The sequence below is a fragment of the Conexibacter woesei Iso977N genome (assembly GCF_000424625.1).
Taxonomy (GTDB): Bacteria; Actinomycetota; Thermoleophilia; order Solirubrobacterales; family Solirubrobacteraceae; genus Baekduia; species Baekduia woesei_A.
The window spans coordinates 2,198,630-2,214,954 of the sequence record NZ_AUKG01000001.1; the positions used below are offsets into that span (position 1 = coordinate 2,198,630).

The 16,325-nt window shown below is 72.0% G+C and carries 19 protein-coding genes and 1 pseudogene; 10 read left to right on the forward strand and 10 right to left on the reverse strand.

What is annotated here, in order from left to right; translation table 11 throughout:
• The first annotated feature begins 42 nt into the window (after positions 1–42).
• Positions 43–990 carry a LysR substrate-binding domain-containing protein gene (locus H030_RS31180; RefSeq protein WP_051222334.1) on the forward strand — a complete coding sequence of 316 codons (948 nt, stop codon included), beginning with the start codon at positions 43–45 and terminating at the stop codon, positions 988–990.
• Here H030_RS31180 and H030_RS0110885 read toward each other — a convergent pair.
• From H030_RS0110885 to H030_RS0110895, 3 genes are read right to left on the reverse strand one after another with little or no spacing between them, the layout of a single operon-like run.
• Positions 926–1,942 carry a PDR/VanB family oxidoreductase gene (locus H030_RS0110885; RefSeq protein WP_035126097.1) on the reverse strand — a complete coding sequence of 339 codons (1,017 nt, stop codon included), beginning with the start codon at positions 1,940–1,942 and terminating at the stop codon, positions 926–928. The two genes, H030_RS31180 and H030_RS0110885, sit on opposite strands and share 65 nt — an antisense overlap.
• A complete protein-coding gene (locus tag H030_RS31185) occupies positions 1,942–3,135 on the reverse strand; it encodes an aromatic ring-hydroxylating oxygenase subunit alpha (protein WP_081690688.1) in 1,194 nt (397 codons plus the stop codon). Before H030_RS31185 ends, H030_RS0110885 begins: the two co-directional genes overlap by 1 nt.
• A 51-nt stretch (positions 3,136–3,186) precedes the next feature.
• Complete coding sequence (locus tag H030_RS0110895; protein ID WP_027006131.1) at positions 3,187–3,912, reverse strand: GntR family transcriptional regulator; 726 nt, start codon at positions 3,910–3,912, stop codon at positions 3,187–3,189.
• A 633-nt stretch (positions 3,913–4,545) separates the two neighbouring features.
• On the opposite strand from H030_RS0110895, the gene H030_RS0110905 reads away from it, so the two are divergent.
• Both H030_RS0110905 and H030_RS0110910 read left to right on the forward strand, forming a co-directional pair.
• Positions 4,546–6,039 carry a protein adenylyltransferase SelO gene (locus tag H030_RS0110905; RefSeq protein ID WP_027006132.1) on the forward strand — a complete coding sequence of 498 codons (1,494 nt, stop codon included), beginning with the start codon at positions 4,546–4,548 and terminating at the stop codon, positions 6,037–6,039.
• Between the two features lie 43 nt (positions 6,040–6,082).
• The gene (locus tag H030_RS0110910) at positions 6,083–6,328 is read left to right on the forward strand and encodes a hypothetical protein (protein WP_155891971.1); all 246 of its coding nucleotides are present in this window, start codon (positions 6,083–6,085) and stop codon (positions 6,326–6,328) included.
• On the opposite strand, the gene H030_RS0110915 is transcribed toward H030_RS0110910, so the two are convergent.
• The 3 genes from H030_RS0110915 to H030_RS31190 all read right to left on the reverse strand — a co-directional run bounded on the left by H030_RS0110915 (position 6,251) and on the right by H030_RS31190 (position 8,718).
• The gene (locus H030_RS0110915; RefSeq protein WP_027006134.1) at positions 6,251–7,012 is read right to left on the reverse strand and encodes a DUF899 family protein; all 762 of its coding nucleotides are present in this window, start codon (positions 7,010–7,012) and stop codon (positions 6,251–6,253) included. The two genes, H030_RS0110910 and H030_RS0110915, sit on opposite strands and share 78 nt — an antisense overlap.
• Positions 7,013–7,325: 313 nt before the next feature.
• Positions 7,326–8,123, reverse strand: a complete 798-nt coding sequence (locus H030_RS0110920; RefSeq protein WP_027006135.1) for an SDR family NAD(P)-dependent oxidoreductase — start codon at positions 8,121–8,123, stop codon at positions 7,326–7,328.
• Positions 8,107–8,718 carry a hypothetical protein gene (locus H030_RS31190; protein ID WP_155891972.1) on the reverse strand — a complete coding sequence of 204 codons (612 nt, stop codon included), beginning with the start codon at positions 8,716–8,718 and terminating at the stop codon, positions 8,107–8,109. The genes H030_RS0110920 and H030_RS31190 overlap by 17 nt, the downstream gene beginning before the upstream one ends.
• Positions 8,719–8,924: 206 nt before the next feature.
• Between H030_RS31190 and H030_RS0110930 the strand changes: the two genes are divergently transcribed.
• Positions 8,925–9,362 carry a MarR family winged helix-turn-helix transcriptional regulator gene (locus H030_RS0110930; protein ID WP_231398404.1) on the forward strand — a complete coding sequence of 146 codons (438 nt, stop codon included), beginning with the start codon at positions 8,925–8,927 and terminating at the stop codon, positions 9,360–9,362.
• Between the two features lie 257 nt (positions 9,363–9,619).
• Positions 9,620–9,769: pseudogene (locus H030_RS40665) on the forward strand (isochorismatase family protein); the annotation flags it as partial.
• Between the two features lie 37 nt (positions 9,770–9,806).
• On the opposite strand, the gene H030_RS31195 reads toward H030_RS40665, so the two are convergent.
• From H030_RS31195 to H030_RS0110950, 3 genes are all read right to left on the reverse strand, one after another.
• Positions 9,807–10,718, reverse strand: a complete 912-nt coding sequence (locus tag H030_RS31195) for a YihY/virulence factor BrkB family protein (protein ID WP_051222336.1) — start codon at positions 10,716–10,718, stop codon at positions 9,807–9,809.
• A 54-nt stretch (positions 10,719–10,772) separates the two neighbouring features.
• On the reverse strand, positions 10,773–11,477 hold the full coding sequence (locus H030_RS0110945; RefSeq protein ID WP_027006137.1) for a TSUP family transporter: 705 nt from the start codon (positions 11,475–11,477) through the stop codon (positions 10,773–10,775).
• Positions 11,478–11,621: 144 nt separating this feature from the next.
• Positions 11,622–11,825 (reverse strand): hypothetical protein, encoded by a 204-nt coding sequence (locus tag H030_RS0110950; protein WP_155891973.1) that lies wholly within the window; start codon positions 11,823–11,825, stop codon positions 11,622–11,624.
• Between the two features lie 135 nt (positions 11,826–11,960).
• Between H030_RS0110950 and H030_RS39655 the strand changes: the two genes are divergently transcribed.
• A complete protein-coding gene (locus tag H030_RS39655) occupies positions 11,961–12,665 on the forward strand; it encodes a hypothetical protein (protein ID WP_196809083.1) in 705 nt (234 codons plus the stop codon).
• Between the two features lie 13 nt (positions 12,666–12,678).
• Here the strand turns inward: H030_RS39655 and H030_RS31205 are convergent, their stop codons facing one another.
• A complete protein-coding gene (locus H030_RS31205; RefSeq protein ID WP_051222337.1) occupies positions 12,679–12,864 on the reverse strand; it encodes a putative quinol monooxygenase in 186 nt (61 codons plus the stop codon).
• Positions 12,865–13,108: 244 nt separating this feature from the next.
• Here H030_RS31205 and H030_RS0110965 point away from each other — a divergent pair, with 244 nt between their 5' ends.
• The 4 genes from H030_RS0110965 to H030_RS0110980 all read left to right on the forward strand — a co-directional run bounded on the left by H030_RS0110965 (position 13,109) and on the right by H030_RS0110980 (position 16,191).
• Entirely contained in the window at positions 13,109–13,648 is a 540-nt protein-coding gene (locus H030_RS0110965; RefSeq protein ID WP_027006139.1) for a hypothetical protein, read from the forward strand.
• Entirely contained in the window at positions 13,645–14,184 is a 540-nt protein-coding gene (locus tag H030_RS0110970) for a hypothetical protein (RefSeq protein ID WP_027006140.1), read from the forward strand. The genes H030_RS0110965 and H030_RS0110970 overlap by 4 nt, the downstream gene beginning before the upstream one ends.
• A gap of 133 nt (positions 14,185–14,317) precedes the next feature.
• Positions 14,318–14,977, forward strand: coding sequence for a hypothetical protein (locus H030_RS0110975; RefSeq protein ID WP_027006141.1), 660 nt, complete (start codon positions 14,318–14,320; stop codon positions 14,975–14,977).
• Positions 14,974–16,191 (forward strand): PrsW family intramembrane metalloprotease, encoded by a 1,218-nt coding sequence (locus H030_RS0110980; RefSeq protein ID WP_027006142.1) that lies wholly within the window; start codon positions 14,974–14,976, stop codon positions 16,189–16,191. Before H030_RS0110975 ends, H030_RS0110980 begins: the two co-directional genes overlap by 4 nt.
• The last annotated feature ends 134 nt before the right edge of the window (positions 16,192–16,325 follow it).

Consider the following 16,325-nt stretch of genomic DNA (forward strand, 5'->3'; position numbering starts at 1 on the left):
TTGCTTGCGAAGTCCATGAGCGATGCTCATGATGTCTGGGGCGTGTTGAACCTCCGTCAGCTCGAGTGCTTCGTGACCGCGGCCGACGCCGGGACGATGACGGCGGCGGCAACCAGGTTGTACGTGTCGCAGTCGGCGATCTCGCTGGCCGTCGGCCAGCTCGAGCGCTCGCTCGGGACGCAGCTCTTCATCCGCGAGAAGGCGCGCGGGCTGCGGCTGACCGCGGCGGGGCGGCGGTTGCTGCCGGAGGCGCGCAGCCTCCTCGCCCACGCGGAGGACGTGCGCACCGCGGGGGAGGAGGCCGGCGTCGGGCTGCGCGGGTCGCTGACCGTCGGGTGCTTCCGCACCGCCGCGCCGTTCGTGCTGCCGGAGCTGCTGGAGACCTTCGCGAGCGAGCAGCCCGACGTCGCGCTCGACTTCATCGAAGGGCCGTCGGACGAGCTGGCCGACGCGCTGCTCGAGGGCCGCTGCGAGATCGCGTTGTTGTATGACCAGGGCCTGCGGCCCGGGATCGCGACGGAGCTGGTGCGGACGATGCGCCCCTACGCGCTGATGTCGCCCGAGCACCCGCTGGCCCGGCGCGCGTCCGTCGCCGTGGCTGAGATCGCGCCCCACCCGATGATCATGCTCGACGTCCCGCCGAGCAAGGACTACTACAACGACCTCTTCCGCCTGGCGGGCGTCGAGCCGAACGTCCGGCACTACGCCTCCAGCTACGAGCTGGTCCGCGCGCTGGTCGGTCGCGATCTCGGCTGGGCGCCGCTCCTCAGCCGCCCGCAGGTGGACCGCAGCTACGAGGGGCGGCCGCTCGTGCAGGTGCCGTTCGACGACGAGCCGCTCGCCAACCAGCTCGTGCTCGCCTGGCCCGACGGCATTCGCCTGACCCGGCGCGCGCGAGCGTTCGCCGAGCTGTGCCGGCGCGTGGTCAGCGACCCTCCATCGTCGCCTGCAGCCGCTGCTCGGCCGGGCGGAAGCCCGTATCGATCGTGATGGTGCCGCCGACGGCGCGCGACACGCAGGCGCAGAGCGTCGTGGCCTCGTGCTGCTCATCGTCGGAGAGGAACACGTCGCGGTGGTCGAGATCGGTGTCGCGGTCGACGACGGTGACCGCGCAGAGGCCGCACTCACCGCGCAGGCAGTCGGCCATCACCTCCACGCCGGCGGCCTTCAGCGCCGACAGCAGCGTGCGGTCGGCGGGCACGGCGATCTCACGCTCCTCGTGGTCGCGGACGCGGGCGACGAACGGCTTGGCCGGGAAGCGCCCGGCGGTCCCGAACGTCTCGAAGCGCAGCCGGCGGGCGGGTCGGCCGGCGGCGCGCCACGCGTCCTGCGCGGCTTGGCGCAGGCCGGGCGGGCCGCAGACGTACAACTCGCCCTCGGGATGCAGGCGCGCGATCTCGCCGTCGAGGTCGACGCGCTCCCCGGCGTCGTCGGCGAAGCGCGCGTAGCGCTCGCCAAGCAGCGCGCCGAGCTCGTCGGCGAAGACGTGCTGGCCGGCGCTGCGCGCGGCGTGCAGGAGCCGGACGTCGGCGCCCGCGCCCTGCAACGCCTGGGCCATGCCGACCAGCGGCGTGATGCCGATGCCGCCGGCCAGCAGCAGGTAGCCCGGGCGGCCGTGGGTCAGCTCGAAGTGGCTGCGGGGCACGGAGATGTCGACCGCGTCCCCAGGCTGCAGCGTGTGGATCCACGCCGAGCCGCCACGGCCGTCGGGCAGGCGCTTGACCGCGATCCGGTAAGCGCCCTCATGCGGTCGCTCACCGATCAACGAGTAGGAGCGCAGGTCAGGCAAGCCGTCGAGCACCACCGCGACGTCGAGGTGGCTGCCGAGGGGATAGGGCTCGGCGCCCGCCTCGGGGACGAGCTCCAGCAGCCGGACGTCGTCGGCCAGCTCCTGGATCGCGCGCACGCGCGCGGGCCCGAAATGCCCGGGGGCGCCGATCATCAGACGCCGAGCCGCTCGGCGTCGGCCGCGGTCGCCTCCACGCGCGCGCTCCGCGCGCCGCCGGCGGTGTGCTGCGCCGCGGCGGCCGCGGACGCCCGGTAGCGCGGGTCGTCGCTCTCGGCCGCGATCATCGTGTCGATGAGGCGCCGCGCCCACATCGCCCCGCCGTCGATGTTCAAGTTGTAGAACTGCTTGCCGGGGTGGGCGTCGATCGCCTCCTGCTGGGCCTTGAGGACCACCTCGTCCTCGCCGAACACGCCCGTCACGCCCTCGCGCAGGAGGTGCGTGATGCGCTGCTCGCCGATGTTGTAGTTGCGGCAGAAGGACCAGAAGTAGTGGCAGGTCCTGTCGGTCTCCGGGGTCATCGTGTTGAGCACGTAGCCGTTGACGCCCTGGGACCGGTCGCCCTCCGGCGCGCCGGTGCCGGTGGGCGCGACGCCGACGTCGATGGCGACCGTCGACGGGGCCTGGAAGTGGATGATCTGCCAGCGGTCGACGCGCTCGGTCGGCCGGCCGCGCTTCCACTCCAGCTGCATGCGCCAGAACGGCGGCGGCTCGACGTCGGTCATCCAGCGGCTGACGGTCGCGAAGTCGGGACCGTGCGTGACCTCGAACGGCACCTCGGCGATCGAGCGCTGGCCGATGCTCGAGCCGTGCACGAACGTCTCGTGAGTCAGGTCCATCAGGTTGTCGACGACGAGCTTGTAGCCGCACTCCGCATGGATCAGCCGGCCGTCGCCGGCCCACTCCGGGTCGTCGTTCCAGTGCAGGTCCGGGATCAGCTCGGGGTCGGCGGACGCGGGGTCGCCGGTCCAGACCCAGACGAAGCGGTGGCGCTCGACGGCCGGATAGCTGCGCACGCGCGCGCCCGGGTTGATCGTCTTCTGCGAGGGCATGAACGTGCAGCGCCCGTCGCCGTCGTAGGCGATGCCGTGGTAGCCGCAGACGACGTCGTCGCCGTCGAGGCGGCCCTCCGACAGCGGCATCAGCCGGTGCCAGCAGGCGTTCTCCAGCGCGACGGGGGAGCCGTCGGTGCGCCGGAACATGGCGAGCGACCTCCCGCAGATCGTGCGGGCCAGCAGCTCGTGCCTGAGCTCGACGTCGTAGGCGGCCGCGTACCAGGCGTTGCGCGGGTAGTCGGGCAGCGCGAACGTGTCGGGCGCGCGGACGGCCTCTCCTCCGGAAGCGTGCATGGTGATGTTGTATACAACTCGGGCGCCCGGAAGGCAACCCGCCGTGTCGCCTCAGTCGGCGAGGCGCAGCAGCGAGGCGCCCGGGAGCGTCGCGAGGACGTCGCGGTGCTCGAGCACGATCTCGAGGTTGCGCAGGGCCAGGTGCGCGTGCTCGCGGCCCAGGGTCTCGGCGCGCGCGCCTTCGCCGCGCTCGATCGCGCGGGCGATCTCGCGGTGCTGGTGGTGGGCGATCACGAGGATCTCACGGGATTCCGGCAGCTCGGCCTCGGCCAGCACGAACGCGTTGGGGGAGGCGAACGGCAGCGCCATCACCTGCTCCAACGACCGTTCGATCACGGGCGACCCCGCGAGGGCGATCAACTCCTGGTGGAAGCGCTCGTTGAGCTCCAGGTACCGCTCGAACGTGGCGAAGCCGCGCGCGTGCACCACGCCGTCCAGCTCCCCGTTGATCGCGTCGAGCACCGCGACGTCCACGTCCCGGCGCTCCGCCGCCTTGCGCGCGAGCGTCCCTTCGAGCACGCCGCGCAGCTCGATCGCGTCGGTGACGTCGTCCCGCGTGAACGCCCGGACCGCGTAGCCGCCGCTCGGCAACAGCTCCAGCAGCCCCTCGTAGGCCAGCGCCGACAGCGCGTCGCGCAGCGGCGTGCGCGACACGTCGAGCCGGTCGACGAGCGCGAGCTCCGCCATCCGCGTCCCGGGCGCGAACGCGCCGTCGAGCAGCAGCTGCCGGAGCCGCAGCAGCGCGCGCGTGGATTGAGAGGTGCGACGATCGGCCATTGGATCCGCACCATGTATACAGCGTGGGGAGGACCGCATGTGGACCCCCAGCTCGGGGAGCGCGTCGGCAATCGGGCCTTTCGCATTTCCGGGAAGGCGTAAAAGCGTCATGTAGGTCTTCTCGATTTCAGGCACTAGTGCCTGAACCGCCCTGGATCGTGGCCGAACTGCGGTTATCCGTGCCGGCGAGGTTCTCGAAGAACGTGCCGAGATCCGTGCCGTCCAGGTCCCCGATTTCCACCTGATCGGCCACACCTGAGAAGGGGGCCTGGTTGCTCGGACCTCGCCGCCCGTCCAACGTGTTGTGTAGGCCGCGGCTCACCGAGTGACCGCCACCGGGCGCGCAACTCATACAACAACCGCAGGGCGGTCGACTTGCCTGCGTTGTTGATCCCGACAAAACCGATCACCCCGTCACGGACGCGGATCCGCGCCGGGCGTTCGTCGGTGAAGCAGCGGTAGTTCTTGATCTCCAGCTCGACGTCCACGCAGGAATCCTAACCGTCGGTCCCGGACAACCCGACCCCGACGAACCACGGTCCTCCAGGTCGGAGCTGCAGTGGAAGGCGCCAGGGCGTCCGTTCGCCATCCGCGGCGGGCGCATGACCGCCGCGGATGCCTAGCCTGCAGCGTATGAGCGTCGCCGCCCCGCCGCTGTTCGCCTTCGACAACACGTTCGTCGAGGAGCTCGAGGGTCTGTACGTGCCCTGGCAGGGCGCGCCCGCGCCCGCGCCGCGCCTGCTGGCGCTGAACGTGGAGCTCGCCGCCGAGCTGGGCGCCGACCCCGACGCGCTGCGCAGCCCCGAGGGTCTCGCGGTGCTGGCCGGCAGCAAGGCGCCCCAAGGCGCGCAGCCGGTTGCGATGGCGTACTCCGGCCATCAGTTCGGCGGGTTGTCGCCGCGTCTCGGCGATGGCCGCGCGCTGCTGCTGGGCGAGGTGCTCGACCGCGCCGGACGCCGGCGCGACCTGCACCTCAAGGGCTCCGGACGCACGCCGTTCGCCCGCGGCGGCGACGGCAGGGCGGCCGTCGGGCCGATGCTGCGCGAGCACCTCGTCGGCGAGGCGATGCACGCGCTCGGGATCCCGACGACGCGCGCGCTCGCGGTCGTGGCCACGGGGGAGGACGTGGCGCGCGAAACGCTGCTGCCCGGCGCGGTGTTGACCCGCGTCGCCGCCAGCCACCTGCGCGTCGGGACCTTCCAGTACGCCGCCCTGCTGCGCAACGAGGCGCTGCTGCGCCGCCTGGCCGACTACGCCATCGCCCGCCACCACCCGGCGGCGGCCGCGGCCGACAACCCCTACATCTCGTTCCTCGAAGCCGTCGTCGCGGTCCAGGCGGAGCTCGTCGCGCGGTGGATGCTCGTCGGCTTCGTGCACGGCGTGATGAACACCGACAACATGACGATCTCGGGCGAGACGATCGACTACGGCCCGTGCGCGTTCATGGAGGCCTACGACCCGGCGACCGTGTTCAGCTCGATCGACCACGGCGGCCGCTACGCCTACGGCCAGCAGCCCGCGATCGCCCAGTGGAACCTCGCGCGGCTGGCCGAGACGCTGCTGCCGCTGATCGGCCCTGACGCGCAGGCGGCCGCCGCGCAGGCCATGGCGGTGCTCGAGGGCTTCTGGCCGATCTTCGACGCGGCCTGGCTGGACGGCATGCGCACCAAGCTCGGGCTGTCGCCCGACGGGGCCGACGACGAGCTCGACGGTGCGCTGATCGCCGATCTGCTCGAGCTCCTGCACACCCAGGGCGTCGACTTCACCACGTTCTTCCGCGACGCCGCCGCGACGCTGCGCGGCGACCCGGCGCGCGACGCCCGCGGGCTTTTCACCGACCTCGCGGCCTGGGACGGCTGGCTCGCGCGCTGGCGCGAGTGCCTCGGCGCGGCGGCCGGCGCCGACATGTCCGCCACCGCGGAGGCGATGGACCGGATCAACCCGGTGTACATCCCGCGCAACCACGCGGTGGAGGACGCGCTGGCCGCGGCGACGGCCGGCGACCTCGCGAACTACGAGCGGCTCCTCGACGCGGTCACGCGCCCCTTCGAGGAGCGCGACGGCCTCACCGACCTCGCCACGCCCGGCCCGGCGAGCGACACCTACATCACGTACTGCGGCACCTAGCCGGCACGCCGCGCGCCGGGATGAACCAGCGCTGAGCGACATGATGTCCTTGCTCGCGACGGTGGCGGAGGTCGTCGAGCAGCGCACCGACGGCGAGGTCGCGGTGTTGGAGCGGGAGGGATCCGCCGCGTTCTCGGCCGAGGAGCGTGGCGCGCTGATCACGCTGCTGCGGCGCGCCACCGACGTCCTCGTCGCCCAGACGGGCGGCCGCTCAGTGGCAGCAGTCCGCAGGGCCGGCTGCCACCTTGGCGCTCCCGAGGTCGTCGTCGTGGCCGGCGGCGATGCGTGACCATTGCGCCGTCGGGCGTCCATCCTGGCGCAGCTGTTGGCCGGCGCTGGCGTCGAACGGCTGCGGCCACCCGGCGGGCGAGTCCTCCCAGTGCTCCTGCCGCCCGTAGACCATCATGTCGAGGATCCCGTAGGACGATCCCATCGGCTCGACCCCGCGCCCGGTGGTCCAGTAGGTCTCATAGACGCGGTCACCGTCGCGCAGGTAACACGCCTTCATGCCGAAGTAGCGGCCCGCGAGGAGCGCGTCGCGCGACCCGGCGGGCACGGCGTACCACGGCATCTCCCAGCCCATGAAGCGCCGGTAGCGGTCCGACGCCTCGAACGGCCCGTCGCAGAAGACGGCGAAGGTGACGTCGCGCTGGTGCAGGTAGGCCAGCTCGAGCACGTGGCCGGTGAAGAACGTGCAGCCCTCGCACTGCCCGGCGGCCGGCTGGCCGTCGTGCCACATGTGGTAGGACGCGAACAGCTGGGCGCGGCCCTCGAAGGCGTCGATCAGCCGGACCTCACCGCCCGCGCCGACCAGCGGCGTCGACGGGTCGACCTCCGTCATCGGCAGCCGCCGCCGCGCGGCCGCGATCGCGTCGCCCTCGCGGGTGTGCGCCTTCTCGCGAGCGCGCAGCGTGTTGATGCGGTCCAGCCACTCGCGGCGTCGGACGACCGGAGGCGTGCTTGCAGCAGTCATGGCCCTTCGACTCCGCGCACCATGAGAAGTCATCGCTGGGCCGAACTCGTTGGACGCGACGACGGCACGATCGCGACGCGGTAGCCGGCGTCCCGCTGCCGTTGCGATGGGCTGAGCCTGTGCCGATCGCAGCACCTGCGCGGCTACTTGTAAGTCGACTCCGGGACGCGATGTGCAGCTACCGGCCCGGTTCCGGAGCCGGTTGGAAGCGACCTGTAGGCCTACTCGAACTCAGGCACGAGTGCCCGAAACGCCGTGAATCGTGCCAGAACCGCCGGCTTATCTGCCGGTTGTGAGGTCGTCGGCGAGCCGGTCAGCCGGTGGGCGCCTGGCGGGCGAACGGGGCCATTCCGGCCAGTTTGCCGCCGTCGATGAGGATCGTCGCGCCGGTGATGAACGAGGACTCGTCGCCGCAGAGCCAGGCGACGACGTCGGCGACCTCGTCGGGTTGGCCGACGCGGCGCATCGGCATCGCCATCGCGGCGGCTTTGAGCCCGGCGTCGCCGGCGCGCTGGAGCTGCTCGGTGAGGATCGGGCCCGGGGCGACGGCGTTGACGCGGATGCCGCGGGCGGCGTTCTCCAGCGCGGCGACCTTGGTGAGCCCGACGATGGCGTGCTTGGTGGCGACGTAGCCGGCGAGGCCTCCGACGGCCTCGAGGCCAGCGGTCGAGCTCATGTTGACGATCGCGCCCGAGGGTCCGCCGTCGTTGTCGATCATCGCCGCGATCTCGTGCTGGAGGCACAGGAACGTGCCGCGCAGGTTGATCGCGTAGGCGCTGTCGAAGTCCTCGAGGGCGACGTCCTGCAGCGGCGTCGGCGGATGGCCGCCGCCGGCCGCGTTGTTGAAGGCGATGTCGAGGCGGCCGAAGGCGGCCACCGTGTCGGCGACCAGGCCGGCGACCGCGGCGGGATCGCCGATGTCGGTCGGCAGAGCCAAGGCGGTGCCGCCGGCATCGGCGATCTCGGCCGCGAGGGCCTCGAGGCGGTCGGCATCGCGTGCGGCGAGGACGACGCGCGCACCGGCGCTCGCGAGCGTTCGCGCGGTCGCGGCGCCGATGCCGCGGCTGGCGCCGGTCACGATCGCGACGCGGCCATCAAGTGAGGTGGGCATGTGCGGGGTCCTTGGTTGTTGGGGTGGTTGCGGGGAGGAGGGCGGCGGCCAGGACCAGCCAGATCAGCCCGCCGAAGCGGGCGATGGGGAGCAGGAACGCGGCGCCGTGGAAGAGGAGGGCCAGGGTCGAGAGCTCGGCGACGAGCGCCAGCGCGACGCCGGCGAGCGCGAGCGGGCGCGGCAGCAGCCGGCCGATCGCCGCCGGGACGGCCAGCCCGGCCACGAGCAGGCCGAGGAAGACGACGTGCCCCGGGCCGCCGGTGGCGAACGCGAGGTCAGCGAGGGCCCGGACGACCCCCGGGTCGTCCCGCACGCCCGGCTGGGAAAGGACCCATTGGACCAAGGCGCTGAGCACGAGCAGACCGCTGGCCAGGATCCCGCCGGTCGAGGCGATCAGCACGCCCGGCACTCGTGCGAAGCCCAGGAAGCGCACGCGGCTGGACAGCGAGGCGGCGAGGATCGCCAGCGGGACGGCGGAGGCGAACTGCAGCGTCGCGGCGACGCGCACGGTCGTGCTGTGGCCGGCGAAGAACGCCAGGACGTCGTGGGCGGGGTCGTAGGGCGAGGGGAACGGCCCGCCGCCGGCGGCGCCCACGATCAGGCAGGCGGCGAACAGGCCGCAGGCGATCAGGGCGAGGGGGAGCAGCGGCGGGCCGACGTGGTGGGGAGGAAGAGGAGGGCCACGCGAACGACAATAGATGAGACTTGTAACGATTACAAATTGTATTGAATGCGACCGGCCGTTATTCTCGCGCCGTGCCTTCCTCGCCTGCGCCTGTCCAGCCCGGAGTGGCCTTCCTGTTGGCTCAGCTCGGGGCGCACGCGGCCGCCGCGTTCGCCGAGCGGATCGCGCCGCTGGACGTCACGCCGCCGCAGGCCGGCGTCCTGCGCCTGCTGGCGGGGTCGCCCGGCCTGAGCCAGCGCGCGCTGGCGGACGCGCTGGGCATGCACGCGACGCGCCTGGTCGCGCTGATCGACGACCTCGAGCACCGCGCCCTCGTCGCCCGCACCCGCGACCCCGCCGACCGCCGCAACTACGCCCTCGCGCTCACCGCGACGGGCACCGCCAAGCTGGCCGACCTGGCGGTCGTCGCCCGCGAGCACGAGCAGGCGATCACCGCTGGGCTGAGCGCCGCTGAGCGGCGCGAGCTGGCCGTGACGCTGCGGCGGCTCGCCGACGCGCAGGGGCTCACCCCGGGGGTCCATCCGGGCTTCGGGCGGGCCCCGCGCCGTCCCTGACGGTTGGAAGACGTTCGAAGGTACCCGGGTGCGGCGGTGCGCGCAGGCGACGAACCTCTCGCCGATGGCAGCCGAACCAGCACAGCTCCTTCGAGGAACGGGCGAGAGCGCGTCGCGATCGCCCCTGCTGCCGCAGCGGCGTTGCGGAGCCAGGAGACGCCCGAGTACGCGCGCAGCATCGAGCGTCACGCGTCCTGGGACCGCTACCGGCCGGGCGACTACGAGACGCGGCGAGATCCGGGAGAGCTTCGACGCACCCTGGCGACATCGTCGCCCAGGAGCACTGGTGCTCCAGCGGTTTCCAGGGCACGGATCTCGATCAGCTCCTCAAGCTCCACGGGATCCGCCACCTGATCGTCATCGGCCTGCTGGCCAACACCTGCGTCGAGGCGACCGTCCGCTTCGCCACCGGTCGGCCGGTCGACGAACCGCGACGCTGAGTTGCTAGCGGTTCGGGAGGTCCAGCGTCTCCTGCTCGGGCACGCCTTCGCGGAGCTGGTGCTCGCGCTCGATCTCGGCGTTGAGCTCGGCTCCGAAGAGCAGTGCGACGTTCGTCAGCCAGAGCCAGACGACGAGGACGATCGCGCCCGCGAACGCCCCGTAGACGGCGCCGACGTTGGCGACCTTGCTGAGGTAGGTCGAGAACCCGGCCGAGGCGACGAGCCACAGCGCGACGCCGGCGATCGCGCCGGGGGTGACCCAGCGGAACGAGCGCTGGTGGACGTCGGGGGTCACGTAGTAGATGTAGGAGAACACGAGCATCGCGATCGTGACGGCCCCCGGCCAGCGGGCGATGTTCCAGATGTCCACGACGGTCGACCCGAGCCCGAGGAAGCCGAGCAGGTCCTCGGCGAGCCCGCCGCCGACGAACACCAGGACGAGGCTGACGAGGATCAGAGCCATCAACACGACCGTGCTGACGACGTCGACCGCCTTGCGCGTGAGGAAGCGCCGCCCGGCGTCGGCCTCGAAGACGACGTTCAGCGCGCGGCGCGCGGCCTCAAGCGCCCCGGTGGTCCCGTAGAGCGTGACCACGACGCTGATCGCCAACGTGGTCGCGGCCGTGCCCTTCTGCTGCAGAGCGGCGCGCAGCGAGCTGTCGAGCGGGACCAGCGCCGACGGCGGGACGACGTCGCGCAGGTAGCCGAGGATCGCGTCGTAGGTCGCCGGGTACTGGCCGACCAGGCCGAGGATCGAGACGGCGAGCAGCAGCGCGGGGAACAGCGACATCAGCGCGTAGTAGGTCAGCGCCGCCGCGTGGTGGGTCATCTGGTCGTCGTAGAACGCCCGCCCCGTGCGCAGCAGGACGTGTGGCGCCGCACGCAGCGTGCGGCGTGCGCTCTTCTGGCGGGGCATCGGGGCCCTCCAGGTACCCGCCTGCCCGGAACACGTACGCACGAGGCGCCGCGCTCAGAGGACCAGCGGCAGCAGGGCGGCGGCGCAACCGGCGGCGACGGCGCCGAGCACCGCGGCGCGGTGCGTGCGCTCGGTGAGGCGGGCGAAGCCGCCACGACCGACGGCGTGCCCGGCTGCGGCGGGTGGTGTGAGCGCGACGGCCAGCAGCAGCCCGGTCGCGCCACCCGAGACCGCCAGCGTCGCGGCGATCGCGCACGTCCCCACCACCAGGAAGCTCGCGCCGATGCCGTCGCGAAGCGCGTCCCCGCGGCAGCCCGCGCCGGTCACCATGACGCCGAGCACGGGACCGAAGACCCCGGTCAGCGCGGCCGAGAAGCCGGCCACGATCCCGCCGCCGGCCAGCACGCCCGGCGCCAGCCGGTGCGGGGCGGCGACGAGCGCGGCGCCGGAGATCAGCAGCGCGATCGCCAGCGCCACCGCCACCGCGCGGTGGTCGAGCCGGCCGGCGACGAGCGCGCCGAGCGCGGCACCCGGCACCGCGGAGGCCAGCAGCGGCCACAACCGGCGAACGGGCAGCTGCGGCCGGCGTCGCTCGGCGCCCAGCTGCAGCCCGTTGACGACCATGCCGACGCCGACGCCGACGGCGGCGACGACCGCGCGCGCGGGTGTCGTCAGCGCCAGCAGCAGCGGCATCAGCAACGGCCCCGATCCGAACCCGACGGTGGCGTGCAGAGCGCAGGCCGCGAAGGTCAGGGCCACGAGTGCGAGAACGTCCGGCAGCGACATCCTCCGGGGTACGCGCCCCGGTGCTCGCGCAGTGCTCTCGGCGTCCGACCGGGCGCACCGCCGTGCAGGCGTGCGCCGGCTCCAGCTCCGTGGCTCACAGACGTTCGGCCGGCGTCGTCACCTGCCGCCGCGGGAGTCGAACGCGCCCTCGTTCTCGTCGGCATGGCTGGACATGCGCGATGTGCCCTCGCCGACGCCGGGTGAGCCCGCGTGATCGCTGCCCCGTGGGTGCTGGCCGATGCCGCTGCCCCGGCGGGTGAAGATCCCATAGGTGGCCCCGACCAAGGTGAGGACCACGACGACGAGCACGACGATGACCATGGACGCGGGCTCCCCGTTCCGCCGCCGGAACATCGCCCGATCGCGAAAGATGTACATGTTGGCGCGCCCACGAGCGCTCGCGGGCCGATGCGCCGGTTTGTGAGCCGATCGGCCGGCGGGCGCGCAGGAAGATGTATGCCTTTCGCTTACGCCCGTCTGCTGCACGTCGAGAACGTCATCCACCATCACTTGGTGCGCCACAGCGTGACGGCGCTGCGGATCGCGGTCGGCGCGGTCTTCCTCGGGTTCGGGGTGTTGAAGTACTTCCCGGGTGTGAGCCCGGCGCAGGACCTGACCGAGGCGACCACGCACATCCTGTTCCTGGGGCTCGTGCCCGGCGACGTCGCGATCGTCGTGGTCGCCACGATGGAGTGCTTCATCGGGATCTGCCTGCTGGCCAATCGCGGGATGCGCGCCGCGGTCTGGGTGCTGGCCGGCGAGTTCGTCGGGATCCTCTCGCCGCTGGTGCTGCTGCCGGGGCGCCTGTTCGCCGGGCCGCACCACGCGCCGACGCTCGAGGGCCAGTACGTGCTCAAGGACCTGATCCTGATCACGGCGGGCATGGTGATCGCCGCCGCGAGCTTCCGCGGCGGGCGGCTGGTCCGCGGCGACCTGCCGCCCACCGTCGCCGCCCAGGCCCCGGACATGGCCGAGCCCGGCGCGCGCCTGCGGTTCGTCCTGGCCGGGATGAGCGACGACGCCGAGGTGACCGCGCTCTGCTCCGACCACGGCGTCGCCGAGACCGACTACTACCGCTGGCGCACGCTCGTGCTGGACGGCGCCGCCGACGCCCTGGCCGACGACGCCGTCCAGCAGCGCGAGGTCGCCGCCGCGCGCTGACGTCCGCGCGGGCTCAGCCGCCGTGAGGCGCGAGCGGATGGATGGCCGGCGCCCCGTCGAACGCGTAGACGAACAGCTCGTAGCCGGTGCAGCCCTCCTCGGCGCGGGTGGGCTCGACGAGCGCGGTCAGCGCGTCACCGAGCACCTGCTCGGAACCCGGCTTGGCCTTCAAGACGGCGACGACGTTCAAGTCCGACATGTTGCTGCTCCTCGATCGCGAGTTGAGGGCGGACTCTAGGGGCCGGGCGTCGACGTCGTCCGGCGAGCGTCAGTTGGCGCGCGAGCCTGCGCTGGTTCTCGGTGCTCTGCCCGGGAGCTCGCCGCGAGGGCTCCGTGTGCCTGTCTGGTGTGAAGCGTTCCGCAAGCTTGGGACCCTGCCCTTCGAGCGTGGACGATCCCATTGGCTTGACAACGCTCAGCGGGCGGCGGTCAATGTTCGCACCATGTCCGATGACATCTGCGGGCTGCGTGGCTTCGCGTCGGGTCTGGCCGCCGCAGCGTTGCTGGCGTTGATGCTGACGTGCGCCTCGGCTCGGGCGGCGAACGTCGCGGTGTGTGCCGGCACCGAGTCGGTGGACTACACACCGGCGCTGAAGCTCGCCACCCAGAGCGGGACGATCGCCAACAGCGATGCGTTCACCTGCACCTCGAACGACCCGGGCGCCGCCTCGGGCACGACCGCCAACGCGTTCCCGGCGTCCTACAGCTGCCTCGGACCGCTCGGCGAGATCGGCGACGAGGGCCAGCAGACGATCGCCTGGGCCGACGCCACCACGAGCGTCATCGACGCCGCGTTGTTCACCGACAACGCCGTCGGCGGTCAGTACACCTTCATCACGACCGGCACGGTCACCGCCGGCAAGTTCGCCGGGGCCACGGCGACCGAGACGGTGGTCCTTCCCACGCTCTCGGCGCTGCAGTGCCTGACGACCGGGATCGGCCACGTGTCCGGCCCGCTGACGATGACGATCGCCGGCGCGTGAGGCGTCCCGTCGCGCGCACGCTTCTGCTCGCCGGCGTGGCCGCGGTCCTCATCGCCGCAGCCGGCGCCTCGGGGGCGCAGGGCGCCGAGCAGCTGACCTGCGCCGGCACGCAGACCAACACCTACACCCCGGGCCTGCGGCTGCTCCAGCCGCGAGCGGTCACCGCCGGCGTCGACATCGCGCTCGGCCCATGCCTCTCGGCCACCGACCCGACCGTCACTTCCGGCTCGGTCAGCGGCATCTTCCCTGCCAGCCTGTCGTGCACCGCACTGCTGGGCCAGTCCTTCCCGACCCAGCTCACCTCGACGTTCACCTGGAGCAACGGCCACACCAGCACCTTCACCTACCGCGCCGACACCGAGTACGTCGCCGGAACCCTGGTGGTCACCAGCGTCGGCTCGATCGTCGCGGGCGAGTTCACCGGCGCCTCGGCCACGACGATCGCCGTCACCACCGCCCTGCCGACCGCGTGCTTGACGAGCGCCGGGCTGACCGAGCAGCAGGGTCCGTACACCTTGGTCTTCGCGGGCGTGTGACTTGCCTGACGAACTTGCACGAAGAAGTTGTTAGATCAGCAATATGGAGCTTTGGGCATGTGTCCGCGCTCCGGTCGCTGACTGCGCCAGGTTCGTTGCTCGCGCGGTCGTTGTCAGGGTAGGGTCCCGACGCATGGTGGACCAGGCTGTGGGGGGAAGCGGCGTCGAGGGCTTGACGCCGACGGGCCGCGTGCCCGTCGAGCATCGGTTCTTCGGCTTGGACCGGCGCTCGCTGCTGCCGGGCCTGGTCGTGATCGGGCTGTTCGTGTTGTGGACCGTCGTCGTTCCTGCGGTCGACAACCTGTTGTCCTACAGCCAGGAGACCAGGGCGGGCGACGTGTTCGTGCTGGACAAGGGGCTGACGATGGACGCCCAAGCGGGATGGGGCGTGGACTCCGGGTTGCTGACGACCGACAAGACGCAGAGCGGAACGCCCGGCGAGACGGTGGTCCTGGCCAAGGGCGGCTCCTCGTTCGTGGTCGAGCCCGGTCCGTTCCGCGGCAGCGCAGAGCGGTTGCTGAGTCAGATCAAGAAGGTGGACACAGCGTTGGAGGGTGACAAGGCCTATCACGTGGCCGGCACGGTCCAGAGCTTCCACACCACCGACGGCCACCGCGGCGTCGCGCAGGCCTACACGACGGTCCAGGGAGCAGGGGTCGTCGCCGCGCTGGTCTACGGCAACACCGGGGTGAAGATCACGCTCACCGGTCCTACGGCCACCATCCAGGACCAGGCCGACGAGGTCGAGAAGATGATCGACAGCATCCACTACGACCCCAGGGCGGCCCGATGAGCACCGCGCAGACCGCCGCCTCGCCCGAGACGCTCGTCGAGCGCCGGCGCGAAGTGCTCGAGCTGACCGGCTGGGGACTGCCGTTCCGGCTGCGCCAGCCTCACAACCTGTGCTTCTGGGTCTACATCGTGTTCTTCGTGCTCGGCGCGGTGCACCTGATCGAGTACTTCTCCGGCGGCGCGAGCGTCGTGGGCACCGGTTTGGGCGCCGGCGCGACGGCCACCGCGCTCTACGGGCTGGTGTTCCTCGCGATCCTGCGGCGCGGCGACCACTACGAGCGCCAGCCGCGCAACCTCGTGCTGACGGCCTTTCTGTGGGGTGCCGTACCCGCGACGTTCCTCTTCGCGCTGACGGTCAACACCGCGCTGCTGGACATCTACCCCAAGCTCTTCGGCCAGGCCTTCGGCGTGGACTGGGGCGCGGCGTTGACCGCCCCGTTCACCGAGGAGACCTCCAAGGCCGCCGGGTTCGTCCTGCTCCTCGGGCTCGCGCCGCGGCTCATCCGCACCCCTTATGACGGGGTGTTCATCGGCGCCTTCATCGGATTGGGCTTCCAGCTCTTCGAAGATGTGCTGTATGACTACAACAGCGCCATCGCGGGGTTCGCCGACAACCAGGTGGGCGCGGCCCTGGGCACCTTCGCCCTGCGCGCCGGCTCGGGCATCTTCTCCCACACGCTCTACAGCGCCCTGTTCTGCTGCGGCTTGATCTACGCGATCGGGACCCCGATCCAGCCCCGCCGGCTCGGACTGGGCATCGGCCTGATCGTTCTGGCCATGCTCACCCACGGCACCTGGGACGCGATCGCCGCCATCGGCGGCACCGCGGCGATCGGCCTTTTCGGGGTGCTGCTCTTCTCGGTCTTCGCGCTGATCATGTTGTTCGTGATGATGCACAAGACCGTCGGCCAAGAGCGCGAGTTCCTGCGCGCGATCCTGCAGCCCGAGGTCGCCAACGGCACCCTCACCCAGGCCGAGCTCGACGCCGTGTGCGCGCCGCGCAAGCAGCGCAAGCGCTTCATCCGGGCCGGCAAGGGCCACAGGACCCACCACCACACCAAGCACGTCCTGCGTGCGACGCTCGACCTCGCCCACGAGATCGCCATGGCCGGTGGCACCGACAGCCCCGGCGTCCTCCACGAGCGCGCCGAGATCGCCCGAGTCCGGCTCGCCCCGCGGGCCGGGTCGCCGATGACGGCCGCCTCAGCCGGCTAGCCGTCGACCCCGGCTCGGATCGGTGCGTTCCTCGCGCCGGGTGGCGGGCATCGCGGCGTCATGGACCGGGGCCCGAAGTTGGGGAACGGCGCGAGGTGGTCCTTGGCGTCGGTCGCGGCGACGGCGATGACGTT

Bases quoted from the DNA above. Each gene is read 5' to 3' on its own strand.
- H030_RS0110885 (WP_035126097.1), bottom strand. From the start codon at position 1,942: ATGATCGGCGCCCCCGGGCATTTCGGGCCCGCGCGCGTGCGCGCGATC.
- H030_RS0110920 (WP_027006135.1), bottom strand. From the start codon at position 8,123: ATGCCCACCTCACTTGATGGCCGCGTCGCGATCGTGACCGGCGCCAGC.
- H030_RS0110950 (WP_155891973.1), bottom strand. From the start codon at position 11,825: ATGGTCATCGTCGTGCTCGTCGTCGTGGTCCTCACCTTGGTCGGGGCC.
- H030_RS0110910 (WP_155891971.1), top strand. From the start codon at position 6,083: ATGTCCTTGCTCGCGACGGTGGCGGAGGTCGTCGAGCAGCGCACCGAC.
- H030_RS0110965 (WP_027006139.1), top strand. From the start codon at position 13,109: ATGTCCGATGACATCTGCGGGCTGCGTGGCTTCGCGTCGGGTCTGGCC.
- H030_RS0110915 (WP_027006134.1), bottom strand. From the start codon at position 7,012: ATGACTGCTGCAAGCACGCCTCCGGTCGTCCGACGCCGCGAGTGGCTG.
- H030_RS31205 (WP_051222337.1), bottom strand. From the start codon at position 12,864: ATGTCGGACTTGAACGTCGTCGCCGTCTTGAAGGCCAAGCCGGGTTCC.
- H030_RS31185 (WP_081690688.1), bottom strand. From the start codon at position 3,135: ATGCACGCTTCCGGAGGAGAGGCCGTCCGCGCGCCCGACACGTTCGCG.
- H030_RS31195 (WP_051222336.1), bottom strand. From the start codon at position 10,718: ATGCCCCGCCAGAAGAGCGCACGCCGCACGCTGCGTGCGGCGCCACAC.
- H030_RS39655 (WP_196809083.1), top strand. From the start codon at position 11,961: ATGCCTTTCGCTTACGCCCGTCTGCTGCACGTCGAGAACGTCATCCAC.
- H030_RS0110980 (WP_027006142.1), top strand. From the start codon at position 14,974: ATGAGCACCGCGCAGACCGCCGCCTCGCCCGAGACGCTCGTCGAGCGC.
- H030_RS0110895 (WP_027006131.1), bottom strand. From the start codon at position 3,912: ATGGCCGATCGTCGCACCTCTCAATCCACGCGCGCGCTGCTGCGGCTC.
- H030_RS0110975 (WP_027006141.1), top strand. From the start codon at position 14,318: ATGGTGGACCAGGCTGTGGGGGGAAGCGGCGTCGAGGGCTTGACGCCG.
- H030_RS0110905 (WP_027006132.1), top strand. From the start codon at position 4,546: ATGAGCGTCGCCGCCCCGCCGCTGTTCGCCTTCGACAACACGTTCGTC.